Consider the following 17,199-nt stretch of genomic DNA (forward strand, 5'->3'; position numbering starts at 1 on the left):
TGTTTTTATGAATTTACAAAAAGTCGATCTCAATTTACTGTTTTATTTAGATGTGTTACTCAGAGAAAAAAATGTCACTCGTGCTGCTGAACAGCTGGGCATCACCCAGCCTGCGATGAGTAATATTTTACGCCGGTTGCGTTCACTGCTCAACGATCCATTGTTGGTGCGTTCGTCCGAAGGTATGACGCCGACCGAGCGTGCTTTTGAGCTGCAGCCGCGAGTGCGAGAAGTGCTGTCAGACATCACGACTTTACTTGAGCCTCGCACCGAGTTTCGTCCATATAGCACTTCTCGTGTGTTTCGCATTATGACAAGTGACTATGCCGAAGCGACGCTTGTGCCACGACTGGTCAAGGCACTGCGTTCAGAAGCACCCAATGTCATTTTGGACTTTTTGACACCATCGGATGTGTCATATCGTGATATGGAACAAGGACGGGTGGATTTGGCGATTAACCGCTTTAATGAAATCCCCCAAAGCTTTCATCAGGTCTTGGTATGGCGTGATACATTCAGCTGCCTGTTGTCTGCTGATAGCCCTTATGCCCATCGCTTTAATCTAAAAAACTACCTAAAAGCGCAGCATGTCTGGGTCTCAAAGACAGGCATGGGTGTCGGCTTTGGGGTCAATCCCGAAAAATCAGGCGGCCTTGGCTCGATCGATCAAGCATTACAACGCCTCGGCCAAAAACGCCAAATCAGCGTCTTTACCCGTCATTATCAGATGCCTGCGATGCTTGCGGCTAATAAGGATCTGATAGCGACACTACCCACTCGTGTGGCAAAGCTACAGGCGGATAACAACCCGCAAATCGTCGTCAAAGAACCGCCGTTTTTTATTCCCGAATTTGAGCTAACAATGGCGTGGTCACCGCTGCTTCAGCATCATCCTGCACATCGCTGGCTACGGCAGCTGATTTTGCATGTGGCGCGTCAAGTCATCGCCGAAGAAGAGCAGGCGGCAAAACACACTGACAAATAACACGACAAATAAAAAAGATTATGTGCATGCATAATCTTTTTTTGGTTGGATGGAAGATGAATTTTTGACAATTAACTCACTCGACTTTGTCACTGACATCAGCGCGTTTATTGCGCTGATCAGGCAGGTGATTGCCAGTATGATCGAAGCTTGTCAGGGGATGAAAGCTGATATTGTTGATGGGAAAAGTTTCGTGCTGCACCAAACGCCAATTATGCGCGCCATCATTTTCAATTTGCACATAATATTTGGCAGGGCTTTGATCCATCACGACTTCCCCATAATACACATTGTCAGACTGATGTACCAAAGCGACATCGCGATCTTTGGAGATGTCGGTGGCATGCGAGATTTTGGCGCTTAGGGTTTTGGGATAGACCAAAGGCGTACCATCGTTTAGAGTATGAGTTGTTAGATTGTCGGCAGGATAATTCAACTCAAAGCGCAGGCGAGTTTTGTCGTCTTGCTGCTCAAATCGCATCACACCGCTGATGCCCAGATCGTAGGTCATCTGATCACGCGAGGCGTCTTGGTACAGTGCTTTGCCATCCATGTACCAGTCATCGCGGACGGTAGAGTCTTGGATTTTGATGGAATAATAAATAAAAAACAAGCAGACAATCACCACCAAGGCAGGCAGACCGATGACGAAAACCAATACCATGTAGTTTTTGTACCAAAGGTTGTTTGGTTGATTTGATGAAGTGTGATGCATAAGCAAATTACCAAAGAGCAAATTCAAAAACAGGCTCCATTGTAACACAATGCAACCTGTTTTTGGTAAATGGTATTATTTGGCATCTTTTGGTGTGTAAATGAACACATCTTGAGCTGAGGCGCTATAAGTGCCATCTTTGCTAAATACCGTAATGGTGATCGGTGTGCTGCCCACGGGCACGACATTAGGATCACCGATGATGCTAACTGGCAGATCGTAAGGTTCATTGGCCTGTAGCGGCAATTCTTTAAAGCGTGAACGCAGCGTCATGCCAGCGGTATTATCGCCATCTAAGCGCACTTGATAGACTTGGCGCTCGTCAGTTTTATTGACGATTTTTAGCACATAGCTATTCTCAACCATGCCATCACGGCCGATGCTGGAGAGCTGCTTACGGTCATGGCGAATCTCCATCTCAAGTGGCGCTCGGCCGACAGCGATGAGAGCGGCGGCGATGATGGCCACGCTCAGCACAGCGATATAAGCAAAGATACGCCAGCCGATGATTTTGGTTTTTTGTTTTTCGACCAGTTGACGCTCGGTGGTGTAGCGGATCAAGCCACGCGGATAGCCGACCTTATCCATGATCTCATTACACGCATCGATACAGGCAGCGCACTGGATACACTCGACTTGTAAGCCATTGCGGATATCGATACCGGTCGGACAGACTTGTACACACATGGTGCAGTCCACGCAGTCGCCATAGCCCTCAGGGTGGCTGTCTTTTTTGCGCGCACCACGCGGTTCGCCACGCTCATAGTCATAAGAGACGATCAAGGTATCTTTGTCAAACATCACCGACTGGAATCGACCATACGGACAGATATATACGCACATATGTTCACGCATGTAGCCTGCGTTGATGTGGGTAACGAAAGTGATGATCAAAAAGAAAATCCAGCTCATCTTGCCCCATTCCATAAAGAATAGGGGATTGCCATTTAGGATCAGCGTATCGACACCGACGACCAATGACATAAAGGTCAAGGCAGTGATGATAGAAAACACGCCCCAGATTAAGTGGATCAGTGCAAGCTTGGCAAATTTGCTACCGCTCATCGGCTCACGATCGAACTTGATGCGCTTATTGCGCTCACCCAGCACCAATTTCTCAACCTGCTGATACAGGTGTACATAGATGGTCTGTGGGCAGGCATAACCGCACCATACACGGCCAGCATAAACCGTCACCATAAACAACATCATCGCTGCGATGATGAATACAAAGGCAAAGAAATAAAAATCCTGAGGCATAAAAGTCGCCCCAAAGATAAAAAACTTCGGTTCGATCACATCAAACAAAATCGCCTGACGACCATTCCATCTAAGCCAAGGCAAAATCAAAAAGCCAATCAAGATGGCATACATGCTCACCAAGCGGATGTTTTGGTATTTACCAGTGACGAAACGAGGATGCACGCGTTTTTTGGTGGCATCCATATCTTTAGAGGTGGGAATGATTTTCTCAGGCGCAGGACGCGGCTTTTTCTTTGGTTTTTCTTGCTCTGACATGGTAGTGACCTTGGCTTGCTGCAAGTTAACTCTGGCTGTGGCTGCTTTCGTCCTAAATAAATCAAAATCACGATCATCGATCGCATTTTAGGCAAGGCAGCTGGCTGAATATGACTTGATGCAGCTGGGTGATGATAAGTGAAATCAGCGGCTTAGTAAAAATCGTTCAAAGCTGATGACAAAATTTCATAAGACAAATTGATATTATACTACCATTTTTTGTGGGGTTTTTGTACGAAAATTTGTAAATTATCAATCAAAGAAGACAAATGATGGAAAATTGACGAATCAGTGGCATCAATAACCAAACAATGGACGGATTATTAATAGCCAAAGAAAATGGGCGGACTATTATCCACCCATCGGCTCGTATGATGGCGATAATTTCAGATCAACACCAAATCAAAACTCGGTGATCGCCAATATCTGCTTAAATAAGGCTTTTTGTTCTTGGCTTGGTTTGGCTGACTGTAGCGCCATCACCTGTGTCATATCGCCATCGATGCGAATTTTACCCATCATAAAGGCTTCGATCGCTTGATTGACATCGCCTGTGCTGATGATATTTGACAAGGTGGCATCATCGATGACGACACTGCTGATGGCATCAGGGGTGCTACCTTGATGGATCTTACCTTCTTTTAGGTACAGATTTGCACCTTGTTCACCAGTAACTGAGGCATTTAGGATGATCGAAGCAAGATTTGGTGGCAGATTCAGATCGCCAGCTTGGGCGTTTAATTCATTAACTTGATCAAACCAAGCTTGGCTCAAAAATTTTGCCATGACAGATTCCTTGTAAATAACTTAAAAAAATATAAACACAAATGATCAACTTGATCAATGTGGTTCATTAATAAAAATAGCGCGAGGGCGCATGGATTTTATTATAAAGCAAAAGCAAGCGGCTTGTCAGAAGATTTTTGGATAAAATTTGACGACTTGGTCATAAAATGGCACACAAAAACGATCAAAATTTTATAAAAACTAAAAAAAGATGATGAATCCGATTAAATATTGCCAAAAAATTTCAATATTTTTACAAAATATACCCAAAAATTACATTTGTGTTGTATAATAAAAGGTGAAAGCTGCTGGCAATACCATGTTGCCAGTAGGGATATATTTGGCAGAGGCGTATTGCCATGCCGTCTGACGCAAGCCAAGCGCAATACAAGCCAAGCGAGCAAAACAGCAGCAACATCTCAAAAAATTTTGTGATTTGCCCTTATTCCATAGAAAAAATAAGGATTTTTTCATTTTTGCTGGCCTGACTTGATGATATTTGCCTAACTTTGCGTTACAATAGACACACAAGATCAAAGCAAGCGTAGTTTTTAAATTTTTTGATAAACTGCGACGCTAACTAAATCGGGCTGCACAGGAAAATATCCAATGAGTCTATATAAATCAGCAGTAGCCCCGTTATCCGTTGATCATGAGTATGAAATCACCATCGTGAGATTTTTTACTGTCATGGCTGTGGTTTGGGGCATCATTGGCATGGCTGTCGGTGTATTCATTGCATCGCAGTTGGCATGGCCAGCATTGAACTTTGACACTTCTTGGCTATCTTTTGGACGCTTAAGACCGCTACATACCAATGCGGTGATTTTTGCGTTTGGGGGATCGGCACTTTTTGCAACATCTTACTATATCGTACAGCGTACTTGTAAAACCAGATTGTTCGCTCCGTATTTGGCGTGGTTCACTTTCTGGGGTTGGCAGGCGATTATTGTCGCTGCAGTAATTACTTTACCGCTTGGTTTTACATCAGCTAAAGAATATGCTGAGCTTGAATGGCCAATCGACATCGGTATCGCCTTAGTATGGGTAGCTTATGCCATCGTCTTCTTTGGCACCATCATCAAGCGCCAAACTTCACACATCTATGTAGCAAACTGGTTCTTTGCTGCATTCATCATTACCATCGCGTTGCTACATATCGTGAACAGTTTTGCGATCCCAGTTGGTGCGCTTAAATCATACTCACTATTTGGTGGTGCGACTGATGCGATGGTTCAATGGTGGTATGGTCATAATGCGGTTGGTTTTTATTTGACTGCTGCATTCTTGGGCATGATGTACTACTTCATTCCTGTGCAAGTCGGCCGTCCAGTGTATTCATATCGTCTATCGATCGTTCACTTCTGGGCATTGATCGCGTCATATATGTGGGCAGGTGGTCACCATCTACATTATTCAGCACTACCTGACTGGACTCAGTCTTTGGGTATGGTATTCTCATTGATCCTATTTGCTCCATCGTGGGGTGGTATGATCAACGGTGTGCTTACGCTATCAGGCAGCTGGGATAAATTGCGTACTGACCCAATCATTCGCTTCTTGATCGTTGCACTGTCATTCTATGCGATGAGTACCTTTGAAGGTCCGATGCTATCTATTAAAGCAGTCAACGCCATCAGCCATAACACCGACTGGACAGTTGGTCATGTACACTCAGGCGCACTAGGCTGGGTAGGTATGATCACCATCGGTTCGATCTATGTACTATTGCCACGCATCTATAATAAAGCCAAAATGTATTCAACCAGCTTGATCACATTGCATTTTTGGTTGGCGACTACTGGTACGGTACTGTACATCGTTGCGCTATGGATCTCGGGCATTACCCAAGGTATGATGTGGCGTGCGACGAACCCAGATGGTACTTTGGCATATGACTTTATCCAAACTGTTGTGGTGTCGCACTGGCCGTATGTGGTTCGTGCATTGGGTGGCGCGCTGTATGTGGCAGGTATGTTTGTGATGGCTTATAACTGCTATCGCACCATCAAGATGCCTAGCGTTCCTGAACACATTGCTGAGCCAGAAGAAGTGAACACTGGCAGCGATACCGCTACCGTGCAAGCATAAGGGGTTAATGATGTCTAAATTCACTCATGAACTAGTTGAAAAAAACACCGGCTTGCTTGTCATCTTTATCGTGATCGCGATCAGCTTTGCGACTTTGGTTGAGATTGTGCCATTGATTTTCGATCGCACAGCGCCAGAAGAAGGCGGTGTGAACAAGCCATTGCCAAATATGCGTCCTTGGACTGCACTTGAGCTGGAAGGTCGCGATATTTATATTCGTGAAGGCTGTCATGTTTGCCATACGCAGATGGTTCGTCCACTGCGTGCAGAAGTTGAACGCTATGGACCATACAGCCGTGCGGCAGAATCAGCGTGGGATCACCCATTCCTATGGGGCTCGAAGCGTACTGGTCCTGACCTAGCTCGTGTGGGCGGTCGCTATTCTGACCAATGGCACATTGATCATTTGATCGATCCGCGTTCTGTTGTGCCTGAATCTGTGATGCCTGCTTATCCTTGGCTTGCTAAGAATGAAGTTGATGGCGCTAAGGTTCAAGAAAAAATGCGTCTGTTTAAAGATCGTTTTGGCTTGCCTTATACAGAAGCAGACATTGAAGCTGCACCTGACCAAGTTCAAGGTGCCACCGAGCTTGACGCCCTTGTTGCTTATCTGCAACAGCTGGGTATCGCCATGCAAGGTCAACGCTAATGAATTGGGGCGTTTTACATAGCATTGCGACCGTAGCGGCATTTATTGCCTTCATCGGTATCGCATGGTGGGCATATTCACCCAAAAATAAAAAACGCTTTGAAGAAGATGCACAACTTGCGCTGGATGACAAAGATCTAACTGCTTTGTCATCAAAACAGCGCACTAAGGATACACAATGAGCTTTTTTTGGAGTTCTTGGATTACCATCTTGTCACTAGGCTGCTGGTTATTCATCTTTGGCGTATTGGTGTGGACCTTGAGATCTAAGCCAGTACTTGAAGAAGATGAAACCACAGGCCACTCATACGATGGCATCCGAGAGTATGACAAACCACTGCCAAAATGGTGGTTGGTGATTTTCTTTGGCACCTTGATTTGGGGCTTGGGTTACTTCATTTTGTTCCCAGCGATTCAGCCAAATGCATGGAAAGGTGTGACGACGGTAGAGGTCGATGGCCAGCAAGTACCTTGGACTTCAGCCAATGAGCTGAATAGCCAACTACAAGCCAACAACCGCGTCTTTACCGAAAACTTTGAACAAAATATCTTGGCAAATGCGGGCGCATCAGAAGCCACCGTTGTATTGGCTAAGCTTAATGAGCTACAAGCCAGCCGTCAGCCGGGCGAAGATGATCCTGCACTACAAACGCAGATCAATGATCAAATCAAACTGCTAGCGCCATATGTAGATAAGCTGGCTGCCGATCCTGAAGCACAAAAAATCGGTAACCGTCTATTCCTACAAAACTGCGCACTTTGCCACGGTTCAAACGCCAAAGGTGCGACTGGCTATCCTGATTTGACGGATAATGATTGGCTGTATGGTGGCGATGCTGAACAAGTACTGTTGACCATTCATAATGGCCGTGTGGGTGCGATGGAAGCATGGCAACCAAAAATCGGTGAAGCAGGCGTCAAAGCGACCGCTGAATATGTGCTGAGCATTTCTGGCAACCAAAATGGCTATGAACTAGATCCAGCCAAAGTTGCTCAAGGTAAGGCCATTTTTGAGAATCCTCAAAACTGTGCACTATGCCATGGTGCAGACGCAAAAGGCCAAATCGCCATGGGCGCACCGAATCTGACCGATGATATCTGGTTGTTTGGTGGCGATCGCGCTACCATCGAGACGACGATTCGTCATGGTCGTGCTGGTGTGATGCCTGAATGGCAAACCAAGCTGGGTAATGAACGCGTGATGCTACTTGCAGCATATGTGCGCTCACTGTCTCAAAACCAAGCGCAATAATTGCAATTGGTAAAAAAGAGCCGCCAAGTGTGGCTCTTTTTTATATAAAAATTTAGCCTGCCCCCTATATTTTTTCACCAATTTTTAGTAAAATTCTATTTTACCAGCAACAGATTTATTCTTATGACGACTAAATTTATCTTTGTAACCGGCGGCGTCGTGTCATCACTTGGCAAAGGCATCGCTGCCGCATCTCTTGCAGCTGTTTTAGAAGCCCGTGGTCTAAAAGTGACCATGACTAAGATGGATCCTTATATCAATGTCGATCCTGGCACGATGAGCCCGTTTCAGCATGGTGAAGTCTTTGTCACTGAAGATGGCGCTGAGACCGACCTTGACCTAGGCTATTATGAGCGTTTCCTGCGTCACTCTAAGATGAGTAAAGCCAACAATTTCACCAGTGGCCGCATCTATCAAACCGTACTTGCCAAAGAGCGTCGTGGTGATTATCTTGGTGGTACTGTACAAGTCATTCCCCACATCACCGATGAAATCAAACATAAGATCCGCGCCAGTGGCGAGGGCTACGACATTGCCATCATCGAAATCGGTGGTACAGTCGGTGATATCGAAAGCTTGCCATTTATGGAAGCGGTACGCCAGATGCAAGTGGAGCTTGGTCGCAACAATTCACTACTGATGCATTTGACTTTGGTGCCTTATATCGCCTCAGCTGGCGAATCTAAGACCAAGCCGACACAGCATTCGGTCAAAGAATTGCGCTCAATCGGCCTACAGCCTGATGTGCTGATTTGCCGTTCAGAGCAGCCAATCTCAGAAGACAACCGCCAAAAAATCGCACTATTTACCAATGTTGAGACTCGTGGCGTTATCTTGTGCGAAGATGCCAAATCCATCTATCAAATCCCACGCCGTTTTTATGAGCAGGATTTGGATGATTTAATTTGTGAGCGCTTTGGTATTACAGCACCTGAAGCTGATCTGTCAGATTGGGATCAGGTGGTTAATGATCTGTTTAACTCTCAAGGTGAAATCGTCGTGGCGATGGTAGGTAAATATGTCGAGTTGCCTGATGCTTATAAATCAGTCAACGAAGCGCTACTACACGCTGGCATCCACAACAAAACTAAAGTCCGTATCCAGTACATCAATGCTGAGACCTTGGAGACAGACAGCACAGCGATGGATGATCTGATGCGCGCTGATGCCATCTTGGTGCCAGGCGGTTTTGGTGAGCGCGGCACGATGGGCAAAATGAAAGCCATCCAATACGCGCGTGAGAACAGCAAGCCGTTTTTGGGCATCTGTCTGGGCATGCAGTTGGCGGTGATCGAATTTGCTCGTAATGTACTTGGACTTGAAGCCAACTCAACCGAATTTGACCGCAAAACTTCTGATCCGATCATTGGCTTGATCACCGAATGGTTTGACGAAAAAGGCGAGCTGCAAATTCGCTCAGATGATTCAGACTTGGGTGGCACGATGCGTCTTGGCGCTCAAGAAGCTGAACTGGTGGCAGGATCAAAACTTGCCAAAATCTATGGAGCGAACAACATCACCGAGCGCCATCGTCATCGCTATGAGATGAATAATCGCTATGTCGAGCCACTTGAAAATGCTGGTATGAAAATCTCAGGCTATTCTGCCAAACAGCATCTGGTGGAGGCGGTGGAGATTGACAGCCATCCTTGGTTTGTCGCGGTGCAGTATCACCCAGAATTTACCAGTTCACCGCGCGGTGGCCATCCGTTGTTTAATAGCTTTATCAAAGCAGCCATTGATTTGAAAAAAGACTGACATTCAAAGCACATCAAGCCATGTTCGTTTGGTGTGCTTTTTTGTGAATGCGCGTGTTTTTATGATCGGTTGGTAGTATAATAAGCAAGTCCATCTTAATGGTCTTTACTTGATTCTAAGGATTTTGACATGACACAGCCAATGACAGCTGCTCAATCTACCGTCAGCGTTGCTGGGATTGAGATTGCCAATGATAAGCCATTCGTCTTGTTCGGCGGTATGAATGTGCTTGAAAGCCGCGAATTGGCTTTTGAGATTGCAGAGCGATATATTGATATTTGTAATCGTTTGGGTATTGGCTATGTATTTAAGGCAAGCTTTGATAAGGCGAACCGCTCAAGTCTGTACTCGTTTCGTGGCCCAAGTCTTGAAACGGGCTTGACTTGGCTAAATGACATCAAAGAAGCTTATAATGTACCCATCATTACAGATGTGCATGAGCCATATCAAGCCGCCCCTGTGGCAAAAGTCGCTGATGTCTTACAGTTGCCTGCGTTTTTGTCGCGTCAAACTGACTTGGTCAGCGCCATTGCGCGCACTGGTAAAGTCATCAATGTCAAAAAAGCACAGTTTCTAGCGCCGCACGAGATGCGTCATATTATCAACAAATGCCTTGAAGCGGGGAATGACCAAGTGATCCTTTGTGAGCGCGGATCGGCATTTGGCTATAATAATCTGATCGTCGATATGCTGGGTTTTGACACCATGAAAGCGATGAATGTACCGGTGTTTTTTGATGTGACACATGCGCTGCAAGAGCCTGGCGCGCGCTCAGACAGTGCCGGCGGTCGTCGCCATCAAATCACCACGCTTGCTAAGGCGGGTATGGCGACAGGGCTGGCGGGCTTGTTCTTGGAGGCACACCCTGATCCTGATAAAGCCAAATGCGATGGCCCTTGTGCGCTGCGTTTGGATCAGCTTGAGCCGTTTTTGACCCAGTTAAAGCAAATTGATGATCTTGTCAAAGGCTTTGAGGTGCTAGACACCAAATAATCCAAGACTGCTTATGCAAGTTGATGGATGGTTTTAATGGACTGAAAGTTAGGTTTTTAATTTTAAATTCACATAAATATAGGAGCTGTTATGTACGCTGAAGATACCAAAAATGTTGTAGAAATCAAAGACATCATCGCCCGTGAAATTCTTGATTCGCGCGGCAACCCAACCATTGAAGCCGATGTGATTTTGGCCAATGGCATCTGCGGTCGTGCAGCAGCCCCAAGTGGCGCATCAACAGGCTCTCGCGAAGCACTTGAACTGCGTGATGGTGATGCTAATCGCTATCTGGGCAAAGGCGTCAAAAAAGCCGTCGCCAACGCCAACAGTCAAATTCGCACCGCTTTGATGGATCAGGATGTCACCCAACAAAGCGAAATTGATAAGATTTTAATCGAGCTTGATGGCACTGAAAATAAGGGCAATATGGGTGCCAATGCCATGTTGGCGGTCTCTTTGGCAGCTGCCAAAGCTGCAGCACTGTCTCAAAATCTGCCACTGCATCAATACATCGCCAATCTGCGCGGCCAAACCAGCTTGACCATGCCTGTGCCAATGATGAACATCCTAAACGGTGGTGCGCACGCTGATAACACGGTAGATATCCAAGAGTTTATGATCGAGCCTGTGGGCTTTGATTCATTCTCTGAAGCGCTGCGTGCAGGTACTGAGATTTTCCATAGCCTAAAATCAGTGCTAAAATCTCAAGGTCTAAACACCGCAGTCGGCGATGAGGGTGGTTTTGCACCAAATCTACGCTCAAACGAAGAAGCCATCACTGTCATCATGCAAGCGATCGACAAAGCAGGCTATAAAGCAGGCCAAGACATCTTCCTTGCGCTAGACTGTGCCTCTTCAGAGTTTTATAAAAATGGTCAATATATCCTAGCGGGCGAAGGCAATAAAGCCTTTGATAGCCAAGGATTTAGTGATTATCTGACTGGTCTGTGTAACCAATACCCGATCATCTCAATCGAAGATGGTCTGGATGAGAGTGACTGGGAGGGTTGGGCTTATCTGACCAAGCAGTTGGGTAATAAAGTGCAGCTTGTGGGTGATGACCTATTTGTCACCAATCCAAAAATCCTACAAGAAGGCATCGACAAAAACATTGCCAACGCCATTTTGATTAAGTTCAATCAAATCGGTACGCTGAGTGAGACCTTGGATGCGATTTATTTGGCCAAACAAAACGGCTATGCCACCGTCATCAGCCATCGTTCTGGCGAAACTGAAGATTCAACCATCGCTGATTTGGCAGTTGGTACAGCTGCTGGCCAAATCAAAACTGGCTCGCTGTGCCGCTCTGATCGCGTCGCTAAATACAACCAGCTGCTGCGTATTGAACAGCAAGTACGCGCGGCTTATCGTGGTCGCGAAGAGTTCATTGGCCTGCGTGGCTGATGGATGAGTTAAGGCGGGGTAACACTGCGGTGAAAATCATCAAAAATGCACATCGATTGAGGGGAGCTAACTTTAGCTATATATTAGCCATTGTGATCGCCGCAGTGATATTGGCCATGATGCAGTATCAATATTGGTATGGTGAATATGGCCATGCCAATTTGGCTGAAGTCAAAAGCCAGCTGGCCGAACAGACTCGTCTCAATCAAGAGCAAAGCTATAAAAACAGCATCTTATTGGCGGATGTTAAAGACCTAAAATCTGGACTGTCTGCCATCGAAGAGCATGCACGACTGGATTTGGGCTTGATTAAGCGCGGTGAGACTTTTGTACAGTTGTCTAATGCGCCAATTACCTACTCTCGTCAGCCTCTGCCTGAAGTGCAAGCGGATGTTGAGGCTGTCGATGCCTTACCAGAGCCTGCTGTGACCGATCAAGCGCAATAAGCTTTGATGATGGCATTTGATTATCAATGAATGCAGTACATCACGCTTTTTATCGGCTCATGCTTTATACGCAACATCCTTCGCCAAGCTGATCAACTTGGCGATTTTATTTTTAGTTATGGTTGGATGGCCTGCATGCATTGTGATACGATCACTCTTTGAAAGACAGCCATTTAATATCATTAATCCAAAGACCTTATTGATATGAGTACGATTTATCCACTCATCGTCGCCGCTGGTACCGGATCTCGATTCGGTGGCGATCTGCCCAAGCAGTACCTTAGAATTTTAAATAAAAGCATCTTGGCGCACAGTGTCGAGAGGCTCAACCATCCTGCGCTTTCGGCATTGACTTTGGTGGTCTCTGCACAGGATGCTTGGATTAAGGATGCGTGTGTGGATATTGAGGCGTCATATTCATTGCCAATACATTTGGCGATTGGAGGTGCTGAGCGTTGGCAGTCGGTGATGAATGGCCTTAACAGCATCTGTCAACTGGGCGCCAAAGCAGACGACTGGGTGTTGATCCATGATGCGGCGCGCCCTTGTTTGCCACGATCTGATTTACAAAAAATCATTGATAAGATCCACTCTAACGATGCGTGTGCCATCATCTTGGCCAGCGCAGTTGTCGATACGCTCAAATACGCCAAAGATGGCCGTATCAGTCATACTGTCGATCGTGAGAATCTGTGGCAATCGCTGACACCGCAGGCATTTCAAATCAAGACGCTTAAAGCTGCCTTTGACTATGTGATGACAAATGACATTCACATCACTGATGAGGCGGCTGCATGCGAGGCGATGGGTGTGGCCGTAGATATCATCGCAGCTTCGCGCATGAATATTAAGCTGACTTATCCAGAGGATCTGCCATTGATTCAGGCTTTGATCACCCAGAGTGATGCGTGAGATTCTTTGGTAGGGCGCTGTGATGGCAATTTGGCTGTTTGGGTTGATCTCGGCAGTGCTTTTGGTGCTACTGGGTACGGTTGAGGGTTTTTGGTTTGATGAGTTTTGGCTGCAGATTTTTGGTGATGATCGCCTAAGCATTGGCTTGACAGCTGCTTTGCTGCTGACGATGGGATCGACATTGTTATGGCCGAAACTTGATAAGCGACTGCCCAGGGCGGCAAAGCTGGTCTTTGGCGTGCTGATGCTGGGTTTATTTATCATAAAAGCACTGACCGCCTATGTGGCTTATGAAAAACTCACGCCCAAATCGCGTCATATCATCAGCGCCACAGCGTACATAGATACCATCAGCGATGGCGTCTATGATCCTGTGATGGGCAGTGCGTATCGTCAAGTCGCCACCATTCATCATATCAAGCCTGCATCTGCATCAAAGATGCAGGCTTTGGATGTATTTAACCCATTTAATGATGGTGCGATGACTGTGCCCGCTTTAGATTCGTCAGCACATCAGGCGATGGAGGGGGCGACCGTGATGCTAAGCGCGCACCCGAATTTTACCAAAACAAATCTTGATGAGCTAAGCAATCTTAAGCCAGCTATGGCGGTATCGATGCAGCTGTTGATCACGCCCATCGATCGTACGGTCAGTGCTGATGGGTTTGATGCCAATCAATGGCTTAAGACGCGCCATGTTCATGCAAATGCACAGATATTATCAATAGACGAGATAAAACCAAGATCAGCTCAATCACGACGAGCGCAGCTTGGCTTAAAGCTTGAGCAGTATCGGCAACGACTTCGGACGCATTTTTATCAGAATTGGAGCACGAAAACTTACGCGCAGGCACAAGCGGATGCTGTGACCTTGAGCCTAATGACGGGTGATCGCGCTTTGATCGATAAAAGCACCAAGGATCTGTATCAGCTGGCTGGTATTTCGCATTTGCTTGCGATCTCTGGGACGCATGTGCTGTTTTTGGCGATGATTTTATCCACCGTGGTGACGGGGATCACGGATCGATTTGCGCTTAATATCTATCAAACACTGCCGCGATGGCAAATTCGTATGGCGGTTATGGTTGCAGCAAGCGTGCTGTACGCACTATTTACAGGATTTGAGGTACCAGCGGTGCGTACGGTGTATCTTTTGATGGCAGCCTGGCTGATTCGTTATTTTGTGCTGCCGATTGGGATGGTCTCAGCGCTGTCTTGGGTGGCCTTATTGATGATTTGGCTGGATCCTTATGTGCTATGGCAGGCAGGGTTTTGGCTGTCCTTCATTGCGGTACTGGTGTTGATGCGATATGAGTTATCAGAGGCGCAGCTGGCTTCTGGTGACAGCGTGCTTTGGCAGCCCAAATTGTGGCCGCAAGCAGTGTGGCAGTTGGCCAAGCTGCAGTTTTGGCTGTTTTTTGCGATGTTGCCGCTGTCGATTTTGTTGTTTGGGAAAATATCCATTTGGGGTCTTGTGGTCAATTTATTTGCCATTGGTTTATTTGGTTTTGTGGTTGTGCCGCTAAATTTATTGGCAGGATCGTTATTTTGGCTGCTGCCCCAGCTGGCCGATGGCCTGTGGTTTTTGGCATCATCACTGCTGTATGCGCTGCACGAGGCACTGAATTTTAGTCTTGGTCATCAACTGGGTGCGATCAGTGCTTGGTGGTATGCACCGTTTACCATGGCAGGATTTTTGTTGTGTTTTTTGTTGGTGGGACTGCTGATTTTGCCAAAAGTGCTGCCGCGATCACTGATGATGATGCCAATACTTGCCATCGTGTTTTTGGCATCGGATCATTCACAGCCGTCATTGGTATTGATGCATCTACCCACCGATAGCCAACAGACGAGCCAACTCTTATTGATTCAATCCGATGGTCAAAAAAAGCGCCATTGGCTGATATTAAATGACTTGGGTGCTAAATCACTACGCGCCAACCACGCAAACACCCTTATCGATCAGCTGCATCGTCAAGGTGTGGCGCGATCTGGTTTGGATGGTGTCATTGTACAGTCCACCAGTGCGATATTTATGCCAATGGTCGCTGAGCTGGCCACAAGAATGCCTGTGCATCGCTACTGGCAAGCGGGCGATCATCAGCCGCTGGCATCATTACGACATGAGCCGTGTCAAGCGGGCATGACTTGGCAAGCTGATGGGCTGATGCTGCGCGCGCTGACAGGCTGGCATGAGATCGATGATGAGCGCGTACAGCACTGCGAGATTGAGCTTTTGAGTGATCAGTCGCTGACTGTGATGGGCATGCCGATGGCATCGGATGCGCTGCCAGACATCATGGAGCAGTCTGATGATACCAAAAATAAAACGCAGCTGATCTTTAACACCAGCAGCGAGCCGCTGTTATGGCAGCTATGGGAGATGATGTGCGCAAGCGACGAGTCGCTAAAAATTACTGAAGATTTGACCCATCAGCGATACTGGCTATCCACGAGCCGCACTGCCAATAGCGATGCTCTCAACACAAAGCTGACAGAGACTTCACAGATAATATTGGAGTGACTTTTTTGATTGTGGCTGCTTTAAGATGCACTTGGTGCTATCGCTCACCCATCTTTTGAGGTAGAATACTGAGTCAAACGCTTTTATCTTAATTTTATCATCTTTTAAAGGTAATATTTCATGGCATGGCCACCAAATCCCAACAAATCCAATGATCAGCTGCCAGCTGGTACACCGATGACACCACCTCGTCAAGGCGAGGAATGGCGTCTGCTTGAAAAGACTTTGCTAGCCAGCATCGAAGAACAAAAGGCCAGCCGCCGTTGGTCGATCTTCTTTAAGCTTTTGACCTTTTGTTATTTATTGTTCCTATTGACGGCGATCGGCATCGGCTGTAGCGGCACTACGGGCAGCTCGCTCGATCGCATTGGCATGAGCGAGCCACACATCGCTGTGATTAATGTCAGTGGCGCCATCGCACCAAATAGCGATACCAATGCCCAAAATATCAATGATTCATTAGCACAAGCTTTTGAAAATGAACAAGCACAGGCGGTGGTATTAAGCATTAATTCACCCGGCGGCTCCCCAGTTCAATCTGATGAGATTTGGCAAATGGCGATGGATCTGCGCCAAGAATACCCTGACAAAAAGCTGTACGCCATCATCGGCGATATGGGCGCGTCGGGCGCCTACTACATCGCTTCTGCTGCTGATGAAATCTGGGTCAATTCTTCAAGCCTGGTTGGCTCAATCGGTGTGATCATGTCAGGCTATAATATCGAGGAGCTGATGAATAAAATCGGCGTCAAAGATCGTACGCTGACCTCTGGCGAGTATAAAGATATTTTAAGCATGACGCGTGAAATGACCGCTGCTGAAGAGGCGCATGTTCAAAAATTGCTTGATAATACCCATCAAAACTTCATCGATGCCGTCAAACAAGGCCGTGGCGATAAGCTAAAAAATCCAGATGAAAATCAGCTTTTTAGCGGGCTGTTTTGGACAGGAGATGATGCAGTGGCACTGGGCTTGGCGGATAAAACTGGTGGCATCAGCCAACTAAAAAAACAGCTGGAGCTTGAGACGGTGGACTATAGCTATGTCAATCCAATGAATGTATTTTTTGATCGCTTTGGGGTGCAAATCGGTAAAGGTCTGGGTGAGGGCGTCAAGCTAAGCTTTGGCGAAGATACGCCAACGAGCATCAAATAACCTTAAGC

15 protein-coding genes are annotated in these 17,199 nt (G+C 46.6%); 12 read left to right on the top strand and 3 right to left on the bottom strand.

Features of this window, described 5'->3' with window-relative positions; translation table 11 throughout:
* Window positions 1–7 precede the first annotated feature (7 nt).
* Complete coding sequence (locus tag B0681_RS00320; protein ID WP_078316766.1) at window positions 8–985, top strand: LysR family transcriptional regulator; 978 nt, start codon at window positions 8–10, stop codon at window positions 983–985.
* A gap of 76 nt (window positions 986–1,061) precedes the next feature.
* On the opposite strand, the gene B0681_RS00325 is transcribed toward B0681_RS00320, so the two are convergent.
* From B0681_RS00325 to B0681_RS00335, 3 genes are all read right to left on the bottom strand, one after another.
* On the bottom strand, window positions 1,062–1,649 hold the full coding sequence (locus tag B0681_RS00325) for a FixH family protein (RefSeq protein ID WP_369803845.1): 588 nt from the start codon (window positions 1,647–1,649) through the stop codon (window positions 1,062–1,064).
* 126 nt (window positions 1,650–1,775) lie between these two features.
* Entirely contained in the window at window positions 1,776–3,218 is a 1,443-nt protein-coding gene (ccoG, locus tag B0681_RS00330) for a cytochrome c oxidase accessory protein CcoG (protein ID WP_078316767.1), read from the bottom strand.
* Window positions 3,219–3,620: 402 nt separating this feature from the next.
* Window positions 3,621–4,004, bottom strand: coding sequence for an SCP2 sterol-binding domain-containing protein (locus tag B0681_RS00335; RefSeq protein ID WP_078316768.1), 384 nt, complete (start codon window positions 4,002–4,004; stop codon window positions 3,621–3,623).
* Window positions 4,005–4,613: 609 nt separating this feature from the next.
* On the opposite strand from B0681_RS00335, the gene ccoN reads away from it, so the two are divergent.
* The 11 genes from ccoN to sppA all read left to right on the top strand — a co-directional run bounded on the left by ccoN (window position 4,614) and on the right by sppA (window position 17,191).
* Complete coding sequence (gene ccoN / locus B0681_RS00345) at window positions 4,614–6,095, top strand: cytochrome-c oxidase, cbb3-type subunit I (protein ID WP_078316770.1); 1,482 nt, start codon at window positions 4,614–4,616, stop codon at window positions 6,093–6,095.
* Between the two features lie 10 nt (window positions 6,096–6,105).
* The gene (gene ccoO, locus B0681_RS00350) at window positions 6,106–6,744 is read left to right on the top strand and encodes a cytochrome-c oxidase, cbb3-type subunit II (protein WP_078316771.1); all 639 of its coding nucleotides are present in this window, start codon (window positions 6,106–6,108) and stop codon (window positions 6,742–6,744) included.
* Complete coding sequence (locus tag B0681_RS00355; RefSeq protein ID WP_078316772.1) at window positions 6,744–6,926, top strand: cbb3-type cytochrome oxidase subunit 3; 183 nt, start codon at window positions 6,744–6,746, stop codon at window positions 6,924–6,926. The genes ccoO and B0681_RS00355 overlap by 1 nt, the downstream gene beginning before the upstream one ends.
* Entirely contained in the window at window positions 6,923–7,996 is a 1,074-nt protein-coding gene (gene ccoP / locus B0681_RS00360; protein ID WP_078316773.1) for a cytochrome-c oxidase, cbb3-type subunit III, read from the top strand. Before B0681_RS00355 ends, ccoP begins: the two co-directional genes overlap by 4 nt.
* 123 nt (window positions 7,997–8,119) lie before the next feature.
* On the top strand, window positions 8,120–9,754 hold the full coding sequence (locus B0681_RS00365) for a CTP synthase (RefSeq protein ID WP_078316774.1): 1,635 nt from the start codon (window positions 8,120–8,122) through the stop codon (window positions 9,752–9,754).
* A gap of 141 nt (window positions 9,755–9,895) precedes the next feature.
* Complete coding sequence (gene kdsA, locus B0681_RS00370; protein ID WP_199174073.1) at window positions 9,896–10,747, top strand: 3-deoxy-8-phosphooctulonate synthase; 852 nt, start codon at window positions 9,896–9,898, stop codon at window positions 10,745–10,747.
* A 90-nt stretch (window positions 10,748–10,837) separates the two neighbouring features.
* Complete coding sequence (eno, locus tag B0681_RS00375; protein ID WP_078316776.1) at window positions 10,838–12,154, top strand: phosphopyruvate hydratase; 1,317 nt, start codon at window positions 10,838–10,840, stop codon at window positions 12,152–12,154.
* Window positions 12,155–12,270: 116 nt separating this feature from the next.
* Window positions 12,271–12,600 carry a septum formation initiator family protein gene (locus tag B0681_RS00380; protein ID WP_227525140.1) on the top strand — a complete coding sequence of 110 codons (330 nt, stop codon included), beginning with the start codon at window positions 12,271–12,273 and terminating at the stop codon, window positions 12,598–12,600.
* Between the two features lie 204 nt (window positions 12,601–12,804).
* Entirely contained in the window at window positions 12,805–13,512 is a 708-nt protein-coding gene (gene ispD, locus B0681_RS00385; RefSeq protein ID WP_078316778.1) for a 2-C-methyl-D-erythritol 4-phosphate cytidylyltransferase, read from the top strand.
* Window positions 13,513–13,534: 22 nt separating this feature from the next.
* A complete protein-coding gene (locus tag B0681_RS00390) occupies window positions 13,535–16,036 on the top strand; it encodes a ComEC/Rec2 family competence protein (protein ID WP_078316779.1) in 2,502 nt (833 codons plus the stop codon).
* 120 nt (window positions 16,037–16,156) lie between these two features.
* On the top strand, window positions 16,157–17,191 hold the full coding sequence (gene sppA, locus B0681_RS00395) for a signal peptide peptidase SppA (protein WP_078316780.1): 1,035 nt from the start codon (window positions 16,157–16,159) through the stop codon (window positions 17,189–17,191).
* The last annotated feature ends 8 nt before the right edge of the window (window positions 17,192–17,199 follow it).

Origin of the sequence: Moraxella porci DSM 25326, from assembly GCF_002014855.1 — a bacterium.
GTDB classification, from domain to species: Bacteria; Pseudomonadota; Gammaproteobacteria; order Pseudomonadales; family Moraxellaceae; genus Moraxella; species Moraxella porci.